Annotated in this window: 21 protein-coding genes; all 21 read left to right on the plus strand. The window is 54.5% G+C overall.

Annotated elements, in window-relative coordinates:
- The first annotated feature begins 1 nt into the window (after position 1).
- Entirely contained in the window at positions 2 to 421 is a 420-nt protein-coding gene (locus G340_RS0106920; RefSeq protein ID WP_020072928.1) for a DUF7768 domain-containing protein, read from the plus strand.
- Positions 418 to 2,907 (plus strand): phage/plasmid primase, P4 family, encoded by a 2,490-nt coding sequence (locus tag G340_RS0106925; protein ID WP_020072929.1) that lies wholly within the window; start codon positions 418 to 420, stop codon positions 2,905 to 2,907. The genes G340_RS0106920 and G340_RS0106925 overlap by 4 nt, the downstream gene beginning before the upstream one ends.
- Positions 2,908 to 3,099: 192 nt before the next feature.
- Positions 3,100 to 3,384: a VRR-NUC domain-containing protein gene (locus tag G340_RS0106930; protein WP_020072930.1), complete on the plus strand. Its 285-nt coding sequence runs from the start codon at positions 3,100 to 3,102 to the stop codon at positions 3,382 to 3,384.
- A gap of 60 nt (positions 3,385 to 3,444) precedes the next feature.
- A complete protein-coding gene (locus tag G340_RS0106935) occupies positions 3,445 to 3,672 on the plus strand; it encodes a hypothetical protein (protein ID WP_020072931.1) in 228 nt (75 codons plus the stop codon).
- On the plus strand, positions 3,669 to 4,082 hold the full coding sequence (locus tag G340_RS0106940) for a DUF1492 domain-containing protein (RefSeq protein WP_020072932.1): 414 nt from the start codon (positions 3,669 to 3,671) through the stop codon (positions 4,080 to 4,082). Before G340_RS0106935 ends, G340_RS0106940 begins: the two co-directional genes overlap by 4 nt.
- Positions 4,083 to 4,226: 144 nt before the next feature.
- Positions 4,227 to 4,592, plus strand: a complete 366-nt coding sequence (locus G340_RS0106945; protein ID WP_020072933.1) for an HNH endonuclease — start codon at positions 4,227 to 4,229, stop codon at positions 4,590 to 4,592.
- Positions 4,593 to 4,714: 122 nt separating this feature from the next.
- Entirely contained in the window at positions 4,715 to 5,266 is a 552-nt protein-coding gene (locus G340_RS0106950) for a P27 family phage terminase small subunit (protein WP_027103898.1), read from the plus strand.
- A gap of 13 nt (positions 5,267 to 5,279) precedes the next feature.
- A complete protein-coding gene (gene metK, locus G340_RS0106955; protein ID WP_020072935.1) occupies positions 5,280 to 6,455 on the plus strand; it encodes a methionine adenosyltransferase in 1,176 nt (391 codons plus the stop codon).
- Positions 6,439 to 7,677 (plus strand): site-specific DNA-methyltransferase, encoded by a 1,239-nt coding sequence (locus G340_RS0106960; protein WP_020072936.1) that lies wholly within the window; start codon positions 6,439 to 6,441, stop codon positions 7,675 to 7,677. Before metK ends, G340_RS0106960 begins: the two co-directional genes overlap by 17 nt.
- The gene (locus tag G340_RS0106965) at positions 7,670 to 9,481 is read left to right on the plus strand and encodes a DNA cytosine methyltransferase (protein WP_020072937.1); all 1,812 of its coding nucleotides are present in this window, start codon (positions 7,670 to 7,672) and stop codon (positions 9,479 to 9,481) included. Before G340_RS0106960 ends, G340_RS0106965 begins: the two co-directional genes overlap by 8 nt.
- Positions 9,482 to 9,597: 116 nt before the next feature.
- Positions 9,598 to 10,314 (plus strand): hypothetical protein, encoded by a 717-nt coding sequence (locus G340_RS0106970; protein ID WP_020072938.1) that lies wholly within the window; start codon positions 9,598 to 9,600, stop codon positions 10,312 to 10,314.
- Positions 10,298 to 10,522 carry a DUF4314 domain-containing protein gene (locus tag G340_RS0106975; RefSeq protein WP_020072939.1) on the plus strand — a complete coding sequence of 75 codons (225 nt, stop codon included), beginning with the start codon at positions 10,298 to 10,300 and terminating at the stop codon, positions 10,520 to 10,522. The genes G340_RS0106970 and G340_RS0106975 overlap by 17 nt, the downstream gene beginning before the upstream one ends.
- 151 nt (positions 10,523 to 10,673) lie before the next feature.
- On the plus strand, positions 10,674 to 11,624 hold the full coding sequence (locus tag G340_RS0106980) for an amidoligase family protein (protein ID WP_020072940.1): 951 nt from the start codon (positions 10,674 to 10,676) through the stop codon (positions 11,622 to 11,624).
- A gap of 88 nt (positions 11,625 to 11,712) precedes the next feature.
- Positions 11,713 to 12,186 (plus strand): gamma-glutamylcyclotransferase family protein, encoded by a 474-nt coding sequence (locus tag G340_RS0106985; RefSeq protein ID WP_020072941.1) that lies wholly within the window; start codon positions 11,713 to 11,715, stop codon positions 12,184 to 12,186.
- On the plus strand, positions 12,176 to 12,376 hold the full coding sequence (locus G340_RS0106990) for a hypothetical protein (protein WP_020072942.1): 201 nt from the start codon (positions 12,176 to 12,178) through the stop codon (positions 12,374 to 12,376). Before G340_RS0106985 ends, G340_RS0106990 begins: the two co-directional genes overlap by 11 nt.
- A gap of 125 nt (positions 12,377 to 12,501) precedes the next feature.
- Positions 12,502 to 12,777, plus strand: a complete 276-nt coding sequence (locus G340_RS0106995; RefSeq protein WP_020072943.1) for an Nmad4 family putative nucleotide modification protein — start codon at positions 12,502 to 12,504, stop codon at positions 12,775 to 12,777.
- Positions 12,778 to 12,895: 118 nt separating this feature from the next.
- Positions 12,896 to 14,497: a terminase large subunit gene (locus G340_RS0107000; RefSeq protein WP_020072944.1), complete on the plus strand. Its 1,602-nt coding sequence runs from the start codon at positions 12,896 to 12,898 to the stop codon at positions 14,495 to 14,497.
- 19 nt (positions 14,498 to 14,516) lie between these two features.
- Positions 14,517 to 15,845, plus strand: coding sequence for a phage portal protein (locus tag G340_RS0107005; RefSeq protein ID WP_020072945.1), 1,329 nt, complete (start codon positions 14,517 to 14,519; stop codon positions 15,843 to 15,845).
- Complete coding sequence (locus tag G340_RS0107010) at positions 15,775 to 16,500, plus strand: head maturation protease, ClpP-related (RefSeq protein WP_020072946.1); 726 nt, start codon at positions 15,775 to 15,777, stop codon at positions 16,498 to 16,500. Before G340_RS0107005 ends, G340_RS0107010 begins: the two co-directional genes overlap by 71 nt.
- A gap of 15 nt (positions 16,501 to 16,515) precedes the next feature.
- Positions 16,516 to 17,718: a phage major capsid protein gene (locus G340_RS0107015; protein ID WP_154653124.1), complete on the plus strand. Its 1,203-nt coding sequence runs from the start codon at positions 16,516 to 16,518 to the stop codon at positions 17,716 to 17,718.
- A gap of 21 nt (positions 17,719 to 17,739) precedes the next feature.
- Positions 17,740 to 18,051 (plus strand): head-tail connector protein, encoded by a 312-nt coding sequence (locus tag G340_RS0107020; protein ID WP_020072948.1) that lies wholly within the window; start codon positions 17,740 to 17,742, stop codon positions 18,049 to 18,051.
- Positions 18,052 to 18,053 lie beyond the last annotated feature (2 nt).

The following is an 18,053-nucleotide window of genomic DNA, read 5'->3' on the forward strand; positions in this document are numbered from 1 at the left end:
TATGTATAAAAACAGCGAAGGCTACGCCGATCCGACCGCAGGGTCGGCGATGAGCCAGATAATGAAGGAATACCGGCAAAAGCAGAAAAAACGCTATGCCGACAAGAACCGCAGGAAGATATATGTGGCTTCCAGATACGCGGGCGATGTGGATACGAATGTCGCGGCGGCGATCACATACTGCCGCCGTGTGATAGACGAGGGCTATATGCCGGTGGCGAGCCATCTTCTGTATCCGCAGATACTTAACGATAACGATCCCAATGAACGGGATCTTGGCCTTCTGTTCGGACTTGCGCTCCTTCGGATGTGCGATGAGGTGTGGGTGTTCGGCGCTATATCGCCGGGTGTCGCACAGGAGATCGAGGAGGCAAAACGGCTGAAGAAGCAGATCAGATATTTTGAGGAGGTGGGCGCATGAACGTAACGGTGACCGATGTACTCGGTTCTCTCTTTAATCCGACCGATACCGTCTGCTTCCGCGTCTTTGACGATAAGAAGGGCGGCGTGTTCCAGGGTTCGAAGCTTTCCTGCGAATGCGGGAAGTACAAAAGCATAGAAGAAACGCTCAAGAACCACAATGCCATGAACCGCGGCATCTTCTTTGTGGTCAACTACGGCGGGCAGGACGATGATTCCATTACGAGGATCAATGCGCAGTTCGTGGAAATGGACAACGACAGCTTTGACGAGCAGCAAAAAAAGATCGATGCGTTCCCGCTCCCTCCGTCCATGATTATGAAAACACAGAAATCCTACCATGTGTACTGGTTCATGGATTCGACCGCCAAGGTGGAGCGTTTCCGCATGATACAGACGCAGCTTGTAAAGCATTTTGACGGTGATCCGATGTGCGTGAATGAGTCGAGGGTCATGCGCCTTCCCGGTTTCATGCACTGCAAGAAGGACACTCCCGTGGAGGTGACCTGCGTCAGTTTCCATCCCGAACGCAAATACACGCAGGATCAGCTGTCGGACGTACTGCCGGAGGTCGACCTTGTACCCGTGGAGCGAAAGAGTGGCACGGAAAAGGGCATCGATCAGGTCATGCGATCGTGTGTTTTCATGCAGCATTGCCGCGATGACGCCGCGTCCCTTTCGGAGCATGACTGGTATGCCATGATAACGAATCTTGCTCCCTTTGAGGGCGGCACGAAGATGATCCATGACCTGTCCGCTCCGTATCCCGGATATAGCGAGGGCAATACGCAGAAAAAGATTAACCATTTCCTTGAGAGCGGGACGAATCCCATCACCTGCAAGACCATCTGCGAAAAGGGCTTCAAGTGTCCGAAGTTCGCGGCCGGCGAATGCCCGGTGAAATCCCCTGCGGCGTGGTGCTATCAGCCGTTGTCCGCTGACGATCTTCTCGACATCCTGCACGGCATCCCCGTGACGGGCGAGGCGATAAAAGACCTGCAGGCCGCAAAGCAGTTCGTGTCGGATTATCTGTATAACCAGGACGTGGTGACCGCTGACGTTATCATCAATTCCGAAATCCGCGACCATTTCAAGCTGAAGGCATCGTTCTTAAAATCACTGAACCAGGTGTTTAAGGATGCAAGCAAGGCGTACCAGGCAAGCAAGAATGCAAAGAGAGCCAAGGCGGGTACGGCGATCCCTGACTGGTACGAGCCGACCGACAAGGGGCTGCGTTTCCTGCCCGGTGTGCTTGCGAAGGATATGTCGGACGGGCAGCAGGTGTTCTATGCAGCGGAGCAGCACTTCAGCTACCGCGGAGGCGTGTATGTCGAGATGTCCGAGATGGAAGCGCAGAGACTCGTGCAGGAGAAGATGCTGATCCGTGAGACTAAGATGTCGCAGATCGTTGACGCTGAGAAGCAGTGGCGGCTCCTTGTGCAGAGGGACATCCGTGAACTGAACGCAAATCCCTATATCATCAACGTCCGCAACGGCTTATATAACGTGTTGGAGGATACGCTGACGGAACACACGCCGGATTACTACTCTACGGTGCAGCTGAACGTGACCTACGACAAAAAAGCGGACTGCCCGCTGTTTAAGAAATTCCTCATGGAGTCGATGGGCGGCGATATGGCACAGGTCGGTCTGATTCAAGAGATGCTTGGCTATTTCCTCATCCCGGTCAACTCGGCGCAGAAGTGCTTTGTTATTGTGGGAGTGGCATCAGCCGGGAAGTCGGTGCTGCTGCGCGTATTGAACGATGTGCTTCTCGGCAAGCAGAACGTGTCCAATGTATCCTGGCAGGCTCTGAACGAGCGGTTCAAGACGGCGGAGCTTTTCGGCAAGCTGGCTAACATCTTCGCCGACCTGCCTACGAAGAACATTGACGATAACGGCATATTCAAGGCTCTTGTAGGCGAGGACTATCTGACCGTGGAGAAAAAGAACAAGAATCCGTTCTCGTTCCAGTCGAGCGCAAGACTCCTGTTCTCCTGCAACAGTATCCCGAAGAACTACGGCGATAAGTCGGAGGGCTTTTACCGCAGGCTCATCATCATACGGTTCAATCATACCGTGCCGCAGGACAAGCGCGATCCTGAACTGCTGGAGAAGTTCCGCATGGAAGCGGACGGCATTTTCCTGTTTGCTTTAGAAGGGCTGCGCAGGCTGATGAACAATCACTATGTGTTCTCCGAAACGCAGGTCAATGCGGACGAGCTGCAGCAGTACCGCGAGGAGTCGGATTCCGTGCTGTCGTTTGTGAAGGACTACTGTGAACTGGACGCTGAATATAGCGCCGGGTCCACGGAACTGTTCAACGCATATAAGGGGTACTGCGAGGAATGCGGCCTGAAACCGTACTCGCAGAAGAACTTCGTGCAGCAGATCACGGCGGCGTTCCCCGATGTGACACGGGACATCGACCGCATGGCGAAAAGACGCATTTTAATGGGGATAAGGCTCGGAGAGGTGCTGGGATGATGAATCCCGGCAGCCTTTCCACGAGCATCTTCGGAACACGAGAACACGTAGGAACACCAAAATGCTATCTCCCCATATATAATACACATATTTTTATATACCTTTAATTTCCACCACAAAAAATATATGAAAATAGGATTTCTCGTGTTCCATGTGTTCCAAGCGTTGAAAATACGGAGGTTTTAGGAACAGATGAAAGAAGCGGACATTGTAAAAGCAATCATGAAGTACCTTAAGACCGTGCCGGGGTGCTTCTGCTGGAAAGAACACGGCGGTATGTACGGGACGGCGGGCATTCCCGATATCATTGCCTGCATTGGAGGACACTTCTTCGGATTTGAGGTAAAGACCGATAGCGGCAAGCCTACGAAGCTCCAGGAAGCGACAATCCGAAAAATCCTCGCAGCCGGCGGCACTGCCTTGGTGGTGCGCTCGGTGGATGAGGTGCGAACCGTGGTAAACGGCTCCCTGCACTGATACAAAGATACATCGCTCCATTGCATCGATGCCTGATTCCGACAAAGGGAGGTATCGCATATGAGCGACATCACAAATTACGAGAACCTTGCAAATGCCATCATTCTGCAGGCTGTGAAGGATTACCGTGTGGCGCTTAAGTGCCTTAAGGTCAATCCGAGAAATAAAACGGCTTTTGCGGATAAGGAAGAAATCGAGAGGTTTTTCCGTTCCGGATGGTTCTCCGTATTAACGAGTGTTGACGGCGAGATGCTGATCCGCTCCCTGCAAATGGAGGTGGACGCATGACCGCAAAAGAATATCTGAACCAGGCGCGGCACCTGGACGCACTCATTAACTGCCGCCTGCGTGAGATTGACTACTGGAGAGATTTATCGAGCAGCGTCTCAGGCACGAGATTTGACGGAATGCCGCACAGTCCCAACCGTCCGACAGACGCTCCCTTCGTCAGGTGTCTCGAAAAGATAGACGAGATTCAGCGGAGCGTGGAGGAAAAGGTGGCATACCTTATCAGGCTGCGTGACGAGATAAACGCACGGATTGATATGCTGGATAACCACGAGGAGCAGGTTCTTCTCCGCTACCGTTACATCGATGGATTCACCTGGGAAGAGATCGAAAGCATGATGAACGTGTCGGAAAGGACTGCGTTCCGTATCCACGGCAACGCACTCGCTCATTTTCCTGTGCCGGATTGAAAGTTGGCAGTCTTTGGCAGTAAATGCCGGTGTTTGGCATACTTGACCTATGGTATGATTACAATAGCAAAATAGAGCAAGATGAGCCTCGGAGGAGTAATCCTTCCGGGGCTTTTCTTATGCCCGGAAAGCGAGGTGATTTGTATGCCGAGGAGACCACAGCGCGGTTGCGCAGCAAGCGGCTGTCCACGGCTGGCTGTCGAGGGCGGTCAATACTGCGAGGAACATCAGAGACTCGCCGCACAGCAGTACAACAAACACACGCGCAGTCCCGACACGAACAAGAAGTACGGCAGGGCTTGGAAGAGAATCCGCGACCGCTATGCTGCGGCGCATCCCTTGTGTGAGATGTGCCTTAAGGAAGGACGGCTGACTCCCGTGGAGGAGGTACACCACATCCTTCCAATCTCACAGGGCGGCGATCATCGGGAAAGCAATCTGATGAGCCTTTGTCAGTCCTGCCACACCAAGATTCATCTTGAGATGGGCGACAGGCAGATCAGAAGCTGACCGGGAGGGGCGGTCAAAATCTCTACGGGTCCTTTATGCGGACAGCGGCCTGGGGCTTCGTGTGCAAATTTTCGTATTCAAACGGGGTATTAACCCGGCGAATGCAGATCGGAGGTGAGAATGTGGCAAAAGACGGTACCAACAGGGGCGGTCCCAGACCGGGAACGGGTCCGAAAAGGAAACCGCTCGTGGACAAAATACAGGACGGCACGGCAAAGGGAACGCTGGTGATGCCGGATGATCTGCCGGAACCTGCGGATATCCAGGGCGAGGATGTTCCTCCCGTCAGGGACTATCTCAAAGCAAAGCAGAAAAACGGCAGCGACCTGTGTGCCGAGGAGATTTTCAGAGAGACGTGGCTGTGGCTCAAAGCCCGCGGCTGTGAAATGTTAGTAAACAACCAGCTTATAGAGCAGTATGCGATGAGCGTGGCGCGGTGGATTCAATGTGAGGAGGCCATATCCGAGTTTGGTTACCTCGCCAAGCATCCCACCACGGGGAACGCCATCGCATCGCCTTATGTGTCCATGAGCCGCGACTACAAGAAACAGGTCAATGCGGACTGGTTCCAAATCTATCAAATCGTGCGTGAGAACTGCTCCGTGGAATATGACGGCGCAAGCCCACAGGACGATCTGATGGAGCGGCTGCTCCGCGCAAGGAACAGAAAATAAAAGGAATGGAGATATGGACATGAAAACTTATAAGACAGCAGAAAGCGTATGCGCAGGACATCCCGACAAGCTGTGTGACTTCATCGCCGACAGCATCCTGGACACCTGCCTTTACAAAGACAAGTCCTCCCGCGTAGCCTGCGAGGTCATGGCGGCGGGAAGGCGTATCATCGTTGCGGGTGAGATCACCTGCTCGAAGCCCGTGGATATCCGTTACATCGTTCGCAGGGCATTGGAGAAGGTCGGATACAATCCTTACGGCTTTCTCATCTATGTGTTTATCCGAAAGCAGAGCTGCGATATCGCTGGCGGTGTGGATATGAGTATCGAAGCAAGGAACGGCGATACCTCCTGCTATGCCAACCTGGGCGCGGGCGATCAGGGTACCGTTTACGGCTATGCCACGAATGAGACGAATGAGTATATTCCCCTGCCGCTCCTTCTTTCACACAAAATATGTAAAAGACTGGACACGGTAAGGCGCGACAACCTCATCCACGGCATTAAGCCGGACGGCAAGGCGCAGGTCACGGTGGAGTATGAGGACGGAAAGCCGAAGCGCATAAAGACCATCGTGGTATCCGTTCAGCACGACAAGGATAAGGACCTGGATGTGTTAAAGAGCGAAATCATCGCCGAGGTGCTGCATCCCGTATTTACCAAGTTCCCGTTTGATGCCGATACAGAAATTCTCGTCAATCCCTCCGGCAGATTTGTGGAGGGCGGTCCCAAGGCTGACACGGGACTGACGGGCAGGAAACTGATGGTGGATACCTACGGCGGACTCGGCGCTCATGGCGGCGGCGCGTTCTCCGGCAAGGACCCCACGAAGGTCGACCGCTCCGGCGCGTACATGGCAAGGTGTATCGCAAAGAACATCGTGTCCGCTGATTTGGCAAAGGAGTGCCAGGTCGCTATCAGCTACGCCATCGGAAAAGCCGATCCTGTGGCTGTGCAGATCGATACGTTCGGAACGGGAAAGGTCAGCGATGAGGTAATTGCCAAGGCTGTGAACGATGTATTCAATATGCGTCCGGCGGCGATCATCAACGAGTTCTGCCTGCGGAACTGCTCCTTTGCGGACTACTCCGCATATGGGCATTTCGGAAATGGCTATCCCACCTGGGAACATACCGACAAATACAGAGAATTGAGGGAGGCGGTGAAGCGTTATGAAGACAACGAGTGAAATGCAACTCGTTCCGATTGGAAAACTCGTACCGTATGTGAATAACGCGCGTACCCACTCCCCGGAACAGATAAACAAGCTGCGATCCTCCCTCCGGGAATTCGGCTTCATCAATCCCGTCATCATCGACCGTGACTTTGGCGTTATCGCCGGCCACGGTCGTATTCTTGCGGCGAAAGAGGAAGGCATAACGGAAGTACCGTGTGTCTTTGCCGACCATCTGACGGAAGCGCAGAAGAAAGCGTATATCATCGCCGACAACCGAATGGCGATGGATGCCGGATGGGACGAGGAACTTCTGCGCGTGGAGATCGAAGCTCTGCAGGCGGAGGCGTTCGACCTGTCCCTCACGGGCTTTGACGAAAAGGAACTGTCCGACCTGTTCAAGAGAGACGGGGATGTGCAGGAGGACGATTTTGATGTGGATGCGGAACTGGAAAAGCCCACATTCTCCAAGAGCGGCGATGTATGGACGCTCGGAAGGCACAGGCTTGTATGCGGCGATTCCACGAAAGCGGAAACCTTCGACACGCTCATGCAGGGACGGAAGGCAAACCTTGTGGTGACCGATCCTCCGTATAACGTGAACTACGAAGGGACTGCCGGGAAGATCAAGAACGACAACCTTGCGGATGAGAAGTTTTATCAGTTCCTCTTCGATGCATTTTCCAATATCGAAAAGGTCATGGCGGACGATGCGTCCATTTATGTGTTCCATGCGGATACCGAGGGGCTGAACTTCAGAAAGGCGTTCGCAGATGCGGGATTCTATCTTTCCGGCTGCTGCATCTGGAAGAAGCCGAGCCTGGTGCTTGGGAGAAGCCCGTACCAATGGCAGCATGAGCCTTGTCTGTACGGATGGAAGAAAAGCGGCAAGCACCAATGGTACGCCGACCGCAAGCAGACCACGATATGGGAATTTGAAAAGACCAAGAAGAACACGGATCATCCGACCATGAAGCCCATACCGCTCCTGGCGTACCCGATACAGAATTCTTCTATGAGCAACACGCTCGTCCTCGATCCGTTCGGCGGCAGCGGCTCCACGCTGATCGCCTGTGAGCAGACTGACAGGGACTGCTACACCATAGAACTGGACGAGAAATACTGCGATGTCATCGTGAAGCGGTACATCGAGCAGGCCGGCTCTGCGGACGGCGTTTCCGTGGAGAGGGACGGCAAGACATACACCTTCGCAGATCTGGAGGTGTCCGATGAATAAACTGACGCTCGGCAGCCTGTTTGACGGCTCCGGCGGTTTTCCTTTGGGCGGCTTGATTTCCGGCATTGCTCCCGTGTGGGCATCGGAGATCGAGCCGTTTCCTATTCGGGTGACCACCAAACGGCTGCCTTTTATGAAACATTACGGCGATGTTTCCAGGATGGACGGCGGGAGCATCGAGCCTGTGGATATCATCACTTTCGGTTCGCCTTGCCAGGACATGAGCATCGCGGGCAAGCGCGAAGGGCTGGACGGCAACCGCTCCGGCCTTTTTTATGAAGCCGTCCGAATCATCAAGGAAATGAGGTGCGCCACCAATGGCAAATATCCAAGATACATCGTGTGGGAGAACGTCCCCGGAGCATTCTCCTCAAACAAAGGAGAGGACTTCCAATGCGTCCTCGAAAGCGTCTGCCGCATCGCAGACGAAACCGTATCTGTCCCTTCGCCTAAGAAGTGGCAGAGCGCGGGAAGCATCGTGGGAGACGGTTACTCCGTTGCCTGGAGAGTGCTTGACGCTCAGTATTGGGGAGTTCCCCAGAGAAGAAAGCGCATCTACCTTGTCGCAGATTTTGCAGGCGGGAGTGCCGGAAAAATACTATTTGAGTCAGAAGGCGTGTCTGGGTATTCTGCGGAGGGCTTCCGCGCGTGGCAAGGAGCTGCCGCTGATGCTGGCGAGGGCTTTGGAGAGACAGGCACTTTCTGCCTGAACGACCAGGGCGGGCAGCGGATGGACTTGACCGAGGATGTGACGAACACGCTCCGTGCGGAAAGCCATCATCCTCCGCTTGTATTTGAGAACCACTCGCAGGATTCCAGGTACACGGGACCGCTCGATGTGGCGCAGACCGTCCTTTCCACCTTCGGCACGGGCGGCAATAACCAGCCCTTCGTGGTGGAGACGCCGAAAACGCTGAAGATTCGTTCCGGCTGCGAGGGCGGCGGCAAGGGACCGCTCATCCAGGACGATAAGTCCGCAACGCTCGGATGCAACAACGATCAGACGCTTTTCGTGCCGTCCGTGTTCGGCATCTGCTCCAAGGACAGCAACGCCATGAAGTCCTCCAATCCCCACAGCGGGATATACAAAGCGGAGACTTCACGGACGCTGGATGCGAACGGCGGCAATCCGTCCTGCAACCAGGGCGGCATGGCTGTCGTGGCTCTTGAGGGCAACGGCGCAAGGCCGTCCCATAAGGGCAGCGGATACTCCGAGGACAACGTCAGCTTTACGCTGAACGCAACGGAGCAGCACAGCGTGGCTTACGGCATCGACAGAGCTACCTATAACATGGGGCAGAATGCGCAGTTCGGGATCGCGGTCGAGGAAGAAGTCGAGCCTACGATGGTGGCGAAGGGACCGGGTGCGGTGGCGCATCCCGTCTATACCACGAGCAAGAATTCCTATCATACGGAAGCCGAGGAGGATGTGGCGAACACGCTGGTCGCTACGGACTACAAGGATCCGCCGACCATATCGGAAGAACCGTATTATATCGTCCGTAGGCTCACGCCAACCGAGTGCGCAAGGCTGCAGGGCTTCCCGGACTGGTGGTGCGATGATCTCGGCACGGTAAAGCCGTCCGATGAGGAACTGTACTATTGGTACAAGGTGTTCGAGACCTGGCGGATGGCAACCGCTCCCGGCAGCAAGCCCAAGACATCGAAGCAGATAAAAAAGTGGCTTGCCGATCCGTATTCCGATTCTGCGGAGTATAAGATGTGGGGCAACGGCGTGGCTCTGCCGTGCGTGGTTTTCGTGCTTTCGGGCATTGTGTATTACTCACAGTTTGAAGGCGAATGATCCGGCGGTAATTCTACAGAGAAAAATCCGATATTCGCTTGCTATTTCGGGGCTTTAGAGTGATGTATATACACGCCGGAAGGCACAGAAAACAAGCGAAAACGGAGGTAAACACAATGCAAGTAAAGTACAACGTAACAGGCGCAAGGCGCAAGGAACTGGTAAAGGTCATCGCCGACACCACGGGAGCAAAGGCAGAATACAAATTCATGCCGACCTGCAACTACGAGATCGACTACTTCACGGTCACCAAGGACGGGACGCTCCTCTTCGATGACCGCGCCGACAGCGAGGAGGTCGAGCAGGTGCTTGAAGCCATCGCCGCCGCAGGCTTTGAATGTGAGCCGCAGGACGGCGCGGATTCTGAGGTCCAGGAAGTATCCGAGACTGAGGAAAATGCGGCACAGGAGGCCATAGACGGGCTTACGGTGGCGGTTCCGAGGGACAGCCTTTCGGATGCAGCCATTGAGAACCTGCAGAGGATCGTGAATTCCAAAGCGGCGCTTATGAAAAAGGCGCTCGGCGCGGACAGCCTTCCTATTGAGGTGACGGACGAGAAGGTATCCTTCCCCTGGTTCACGCAGATGGACGGTGATTCCGCAAAAGCCTATATGCACCTTGTCTCCGCACTCTGCGAGATGGCAAGGAACGCCAAGCGGGTGACCGCCACGGAAAAGGAAGTAGACAACGAGAAGTATGCATTCCGCTGCTTCCTCCTGCGGCTGGGCTTCATCGGCGCGGAGTACAAGGTCGAGCGAAAAATCCTGCTGAAGAACCTCACAGGCTCATCGGCTTTCAAAAACGGAGGTGCCGAGCATGAGATTTCCGAATAAGGAAACGGTCGACCGCATCCGTATGGAGTACCCTGCAGGCACACGAGTAGAGCTTGTGCAGATGGACGATGCGCAGGCTCCGCCTGCCGGAACGAAAGGAACCGTTCTCGGCGTGGACGATACCGGCTCACTCCTCATGCGGTGGGACACAGGCAGCGGTCTGAACGTGGTTTATGGCAAGGATATCGTCCGAAAAATCACGGGCTGATCTACACAATTCAAGCCGAAATATAAGGCTGATATTCGTGTACATTATGGCGAGAATTAACTTGATATAAGTGTGCTTCAGAGTGATATATAGACACACCGAAGGGAACGAACCCCGCGGAAAACAAAGGATTTTCAAGGAGGCACACACCATGAACGCAAGGACAGAGAGACAGATTACCGAGATGAAGAACCAGACCATCGGGGTCGAGGTCGAGATGAACAGCATCAAGAGGAGCAAGGCTGCGAAGATTGCCGCCGACTTCTTCGGAACAGGCAGGTACGAGAACACGGCAAGCCGCAACGGGTACTACACCTGGTCGGCTTGGGACGGCGAAGGACGCGAGTGGAAATTCCAGAGGGACGTTTCCATCAGCGGACCGGACGATGAAAAATGTGAACTGGTCACGCCGATTCTTACCTACAGCGATATTGAAACCTTGCAGGAACTTTGCAGACAGCTTCGCCACGCAGGAGCAAAGAGCGATGCAGGCCGGGGATGCGGAGTCCACATCCACATCGGAGCGAACGGCCACACGCCGCAGACGCTCCGCAACCTCGCCAACATCATGGCAAGCCATGAGAGCCTGATCGCCGAGGCTTTGAAGCTCGACCGATACCGCATGGACAGATACTGCCGCACGGTGGACCCGAACTTCCTTAAGAAGGTCAATGCACGGAAGCCAAAGACGATGGCGGCGCTTGCAGACATTTGGTACGGCTCACAGAACGCCGACTACGGCAGAAGCCAACACTACAACGACAGCCGCTACCATATGCTTAACTACCATGCTACCTTCACGAAGGGCACCATCGAGTTCAGGCTTTTCCAGTTCGATGAGCCGACAGCGGAGCGCAAGGGCGGCATCCATGCAGGGCAGTTGAAAAGCTACATTCAGCTTTGCCTCGCACTCAGCCAGATGGCAAAGGACGTGAGAACGGCAAGCCCGAAACCGCAGCAGAACGAGAATCCGAAATACGCCATGAGGACTTGGCTCCTCCGCCTCGGATTCATTGGAGAGGAATTCGCAACGGCGAGGGACTTCCTTACCCGCAACCTTTCCGGGGATACGGCATTCAGACACGGCAGAGCCGCCGCTTGAAGGACGCAGCCCAGAGGCACATCTTAACCCGCCACGGCGGGCTTAAGGTGGTAGAAGGACATTTCCTTCGGAAAGGACGGTAAAGACTATGGCAAAGAGATACTACATCGCTTACGGCAGCAACCTCAATGTTCCGCAGATGCGGATGCGTTGTCCACGCGCCACAATCCTCGGAACGGCGAACCTCACGGGCTGGGAGCTGCTTTTTAAAGGAAGCAAGACAGGCTCCTACCTCACGATTGAGGAATGCGAAAGCGGCACGGTTCCCGTAGTGATCTGGGAAGTCACGGATTCGGATGAGGCGGCTCTTGACCGCTACGAGGGATTCCCCACCTTCTACTACAAAAAGGACATCAAGCTGAAGTACAAGGGCATCCGCACGGGAAAGCGCAGGTCGGTGACGGCATTCGCATACATCATGCATGAGGACAGGCCGATTGGAGTACCGAGCAATTTCTATATGAGGACTTGCCTTGAGGGGTACGATACCTTTTATTTTGACAAGAACATTCTGCTCGATGCTTATGATAAATGCAGGGAGGTATGCGGCTATGAAGGATAACGTGATAAGGATGGCGGTCTGCCCGCTGTGCGGAAAGACCTACCACGGTGTTCCGGCTCTATCGAGGACGGACAACAAAACGCTCATCTGCCCGGACTGCGGAACGAGGCAGGCACTCCAGTCCATCGGCGTGGATGCCGAGGAGCAGGAGAAAATCATCGAGACGATCCACCGTCACACACAGGAGTAAAATACACAATTCCTGCAGCGGATATCTGGTACATATATTTCTCGAAAATGACTTGATAATAATGTGGTTCAGAGTGATATATGTACATACCGAAAGGGAAAACAAAGCAAACGGAGGACACGAAAATGACGATCAACGATGCAATGAGAAAATACAGACTGCCGAATCCCACCACGCCGGAGGATTTGGAATGCCGATGGAGCAAGCTGCTGACCTTCGGAGACAAGGTGGTCATCGCGGGATACTACTACAACGGGCAGAACAAGCCCTGCTACTTCGGCGCAACCTACGAGTTCCTTGACGATGACCATACCTGCGAAGGGACGATTGGACTGAGGGCGGCAAGCGAGGTCGAGTTCGAAGATGACGGCCACGCGATCGCCTGGGCAATGCAGCAGTAAAACACAGCGAAAAGAATAACCAAAGGGACGAGCCGAAAGGCTCTGTCTCTCGTACAGATACATTTTGGAAGGTCGCAGAGATGCGGCTATTTTTTATGCCATTTGGGAGGTGGTGAGAGTGCGAAAACTGAAGAAATACAAGCCCACCGAGTTCATGGCTAAGACATCTCACTACGATAAGGAAGCCGCCGACTATGCCGTCATGTTCATCGAGTCGCTCTGCCATACCAAAGGAACATGGGCTGGTAAGCCCTTCGAACTGATCGATTGGCAGGAGCAGATCATACGGGACATTTTCGGGATTCTGAAACCGAACGGCTACCGTCAGTTCAACACGGCGTATATCGAGATACCGAAAAAGCAAGGCAAGAGCGAACTTGCTGCGGCAGTGGCGCTCCTGCTCCTCTGCGGTGACGGCGAAGAACGCGCCGAGGTGTATGGATGCGCCGCAGACCGAAACCAGGCAAAGATCGTGTTCGATGTTGCCGTGGACATGGTGCGTTTCTGCCCGGCTCTTGCCAAGCGCGTGAAGATACTGGAATCGCAGAAGAAGCTCGTGTATAAGCCGACAAATTCATCCTATCAGGTGCTTTCGGCGGACGTAGCGAACAAGCACGGTTTCAACACGCACGGCGTTATCTTCGATGAGCTGCATACCCAGCCGAATAGAAAGCTGTTTGACGTCATGCTACAAGGCTCCGGCGATGCGAGGATGCAGCCGCTTTACTTCCTGATCACCACGGCGGGCAATGATACGAATTCCATCTGCTACGAGGTGCATCAGAAAGCACTGGATATACAGGCGGGACGGAAGATTGACCCGACATTCTATTCCGTTATATACGGAGCGGCGGAGGATGAGGACTGGACGGACCCGGAGGTCTGGAAGAAAGCCAATCCTTCCCTCGGTATCACGGTCGGCATTGACAAGGTCAAGGCGGCGTGTGATTCCGCACAGCAGAATCCCGGCGAGGAGAACGCCTTCCGGCAACTGCGTCTGAATCAATGGGTGAAACAGTCGGTCAGATGGATGCCAATGGACAAATGGGATGCCTGCGCGTTCCCCGTTTCCGAGGACGATCTGGAAGGCCGTATCTGTTATGGTGGGCTTGATCTTTCAAGCACCACGGACATCACGGCGTTCGTGCTGGTGTTCCCGCCGCAGGACGAGGAGGACAAATACAGTATCCTTCCTTATTTTTGGGTGCCGGAAGAGACACTCGATCTTCGTGTGAAAAGAGATCATGTTCCCTATGACCTGTGGGAGCGTCAGGGTTTGCTCATGACCACGGAGGGAAACGTGGTTCATTACGGATATATAGAGAAGTTTATCGAACGGCTCGGAGAGCGGTTCAACATCCGTGAGATTGCCTTTGACCGCTGGGGAGCCGTGCAGATGGTGCAGAACCTTGAGGGAATGGGATTTACGGTCGTTCCCTTCGGACAGGGCTTCAAGGATATGTCCCCACCGACCAAGGAACTGATGAAACTGACCTTGGAGGAGAAAATCGCACACGGCGGGCATCCCGTCCTGCGCTGGATGATGGACAACATCTATATCCGCACGGACCCCGCCGGGAACATCAAGGCGGACAAGGAGAAATCTACAGAAAAGATCGATGGTGCGATTGCGACCATCATGGGGCTTGACCGTGCCATCCGTTGCGGGAACGACACGGGCGAAAGCGTATACGATACCAGAGGGCTTCTGGTTTTTTGAGGAAGGAGCGTGATGAGAAATGAGTATTTTTTCGGGACTGTTCAAATCGATGGACAAGCCTGAGAACAGGACGCCGGGCAGCAGTTATGCCTTCTACCTGGGCGGTTCTTCCTCCGGCAAACTGGTGACCGAGCGGAGCGCGATGCAGATGACAGCGGTGTACGCCTGTGTGCGTATCCTATCGGAAGCCATCGCAGGACTGCCGCTTCATATGTACCGCTACAAGGAGGACGGCGGCAAGGAGAAAGCCATCGACCATCCGTTATACCTTCTGCTCCATGACGAGCCGAATCCGGAGATGAGTTCATTCGTGTTCAGAGAAACGCTGATGACTCATCTTTTGTTATGGGGAAACGCCTATGCGCAGATCATCCGCAACGGTAAAGGACAGATCGTGGCACTGTATCCACTGATGCCAAACAAGATGACCGTCAACCGCGATGTGAACGGACAGCTTTATTACCAGTACCAGCGTTCGTCCGATGAAGCGCACACCATGAAGGGCGATTCGGTAATCCTTCGACCGTCCGATGTGCTGCATATTCCGGGACTCGGTTTTGACGGGCTTGTGGGTTACTCGCCGATTGCGATGGCAAAGAACGCCATAGGGCTTGCGATAGCAACCGAGGAATACGGTAGCAAGTTCTTCGCAAACGGCGCTGCTCCGAGCGGTGTGTTGGAGCATCCGGGAACGATCAAGGACCCAAGCAAGGTGAGAGAAAGCTGGCAACAGACCTTCGGCGGCTCGGCGAACAGCAACAAGATAGCGGTGCTGGAAGAAGGCATGAAATACACGCCTATTTCCATATCGCCGGAGCAGGCGCAGTTCCTCGAAACGCGCAAGTTCCAGATAAACGAGATAGCGAGGATATTCCGTGTGCCTCCGCACATGGTGGGCGATCTGGAAAAGAGCAGCTTCTCCAACATTGAGCAGCAGAGCCTTGAGTTCGTGAAGTACACGCTCGATCCCTGGGTAATCAGATGGGAGCAGTCGATACAGAGGACGCTCCTTGCTCCTGATGAGAAAAAGACCTACTTCGTGAAATTTAATGTAGAAGGTCTGCTCCGAGGAGACTACGCCAGCCGAATGAACGGCTATGCTACGGCAAGGCAGAACGGATGGATGAGCGCAAATGATATCCGGGAACTGGAGAACCTCGACCGCATTTCTACAGAGGACGGCGGCGATCTCTACCTCATAAACGGCAATATGCTCCCGCTGTCACAGGCGGGCGCTTTTGCAGATACAGACAACAACGGAAAGGAGGACGAATCCGATGAAGGACAGGAAGTTCTGGAATTGGAAAAATCAGACGGACGAAGAGCCGTCCGCAGAGAGAGTTCTTGAACTGTACGGCACGATTGCCGAGGAAAGCTGGTTCGATGACGATATCACGCCGGCAATGTTCAAGGAGGAACTTTTCGCGGGCAGCGGTCCCATCACCATCTGGATCAACTCGCCCGGCGGGGACTGCATCGCAGCCAGTCAGATTTACACCATGCTGATGGACTACAAGGGCGATGTGACCGTCAAGATTGACGGTATCGCTGCGTCTGCGGCATCGGTGGTCGCTATGGCGGGTACGAAGGTGCTGATGGCTCCTACCGCTCTGATGATGATCCATAACCCGGCAACGATGGCGTTCGGCGATCATGTTGATATGGAAAAGGCAATCGATATGCTTTCCGAGGTCAAGGAAAGCATCATCAACGCCTATGAGATCAAGACGGGGCTGTCGCACACGCAGCTTTCCCACATGATGGACGATACCACCTGGATGAACGCAAAGAAAGCCATTGAACTTGGATTTGCTGACGGCATTTTAACGGATGGCAAGCGTGAGTCCGCAGCCGACACCGAGGGCTACGAGTTTTCCGCATCTGCGGTGGAACGCTCCCTCATTAACAAGATTTCCGGCAAGGCACCTCGCAAGCCGGAAAAGAAACCCGAAGGACGCCCGGTCGATGAACTGAGGGCGTCTCTTTACAAAAAACTGCTTTAAGCAAGGAGGATTTTTATCATGACTATTACAGAGATGAGAAACAAGAGAGCAAAGCTGTGGAACACGATGGAGGGATTCCTCGATACCCACAGGAACGACATGGGCGTCCTTTCCGCAGAGGATGACGCCACTTACTCCAAGATGGAGCGTGACCTTGACAGCCTCACCAACGAGATCAAGCGCATGGAGCGCAGGGACGCTATCGAAGCAGAACTGAACAAGCCCGTGAACCAGCCGATCACCGAGGCTCCCGAAAGGGCTGCGTCCCTTAAGCCTGACAAGGTCGGTCGTGCGTCCGATGCCTATAAGGAGGACTTCGATCGCCACCTTCGCGGCAAGGTGCTCGTCCACAACGTCCTCTCCGAGGGTGTGGATGCTGACGGCGGCTACCTCGTGCCGGAGGATTTCGAGCGCGACATCGTGACTGCCCTTGAGGAGGAGAACGTGATCCGTTCCCTCGCCAAGGTCATCACTACGCAGCATGAGCGCAAGATTCCAGTTGCCACGGGTCACTCTACCGCACAGTGGACTGCGGAGAACGCCGCTTATACCGAGAGCAATCCTACTTTCGGTCAGAAGCAGATCGATGCTTTCAAGCTGACCGACCTTGCCCGCGTGAGCGTGGAGCTTCTCCAGGATTCCGCTTTCGATATCGAGGACTACCTCATGAAGGAGTTTGCGAGAGCATTCGGTATCGCCGAGGAGGAAGCGTTCTGCGTGGGTACCGGCACCAATCAGCCTACGGGTATCTTTACCGCGAACGGCGGCACGGTCGGCGTTACTGCGGCGGCAAACAACGCCATCACTGCGGATGAGCTTATCAGCCTCGTGTATGCGCTGAAGTCTCCGTACCGCAGGAACGCAAAGTTCCTCATGAACGATGCTACGGTATCCATTATCCGCAAGTTGAAGGACAAAAACGATGCGTATCTCTGGCAGCCTTCGCTTCAGGCCGGGGAGCCTGACAGACTCCTGGGGTATGAACTTTATACCTCTCCGTATGTTCCGACTGTGGCGGCTGGGGCGCTGACCGTGGCATTCGGCGATTTCAAAAACTACTGGATCGGTGACCGCGCAGGCAGAACCGTTCAGCGTCTGAACGAACTGTACGCTACCAACGGCCAGATCGGCTATGTGGCTACGGAGCGCGTGGACGGCAAGGTCATCCTGCCGGAGGGCATCCAGCTCCTCAAGATGAAGGCTACCAGCGGCTCTTGATAAGGAAAGGAGGCGGCGGTGATGGATACTCTGCTTGAGAAAGTAAAAGCCAATCTGATACTGGAGCATTCGGCGGATGATGAGCTGCTTTCGCAGTACATCACTGCCGCCGTTTCCTATGCGGAGAGTTATCAGCATATCGCGGAAGGATACTACACGGAGAACGCAATGCCCGCGACCACGGAGCAGGCTGTCATCATGCTGGCAAGCCACTTCTATGAGTCGCGGGACGGCTCCACGGGCGGTTTCTTCTCCGACCATGTGAGTTCCGCACAGCAGGTATGGAACACGGTCAACCTTCTCCTTCGGCTCGACCGGGATTGGAAGGTGTGACC

This window comes from Faecalispora sporosphaeroides DSM 1294, from assembly GCA_000383295.1.
GTDB classification, from domain to species: Bacteria; Bacillota; Clostridia; order Oscillospirales; family Acutalibacteraceae; genus Faecalispora; species Faecalispora sporosphaeroides.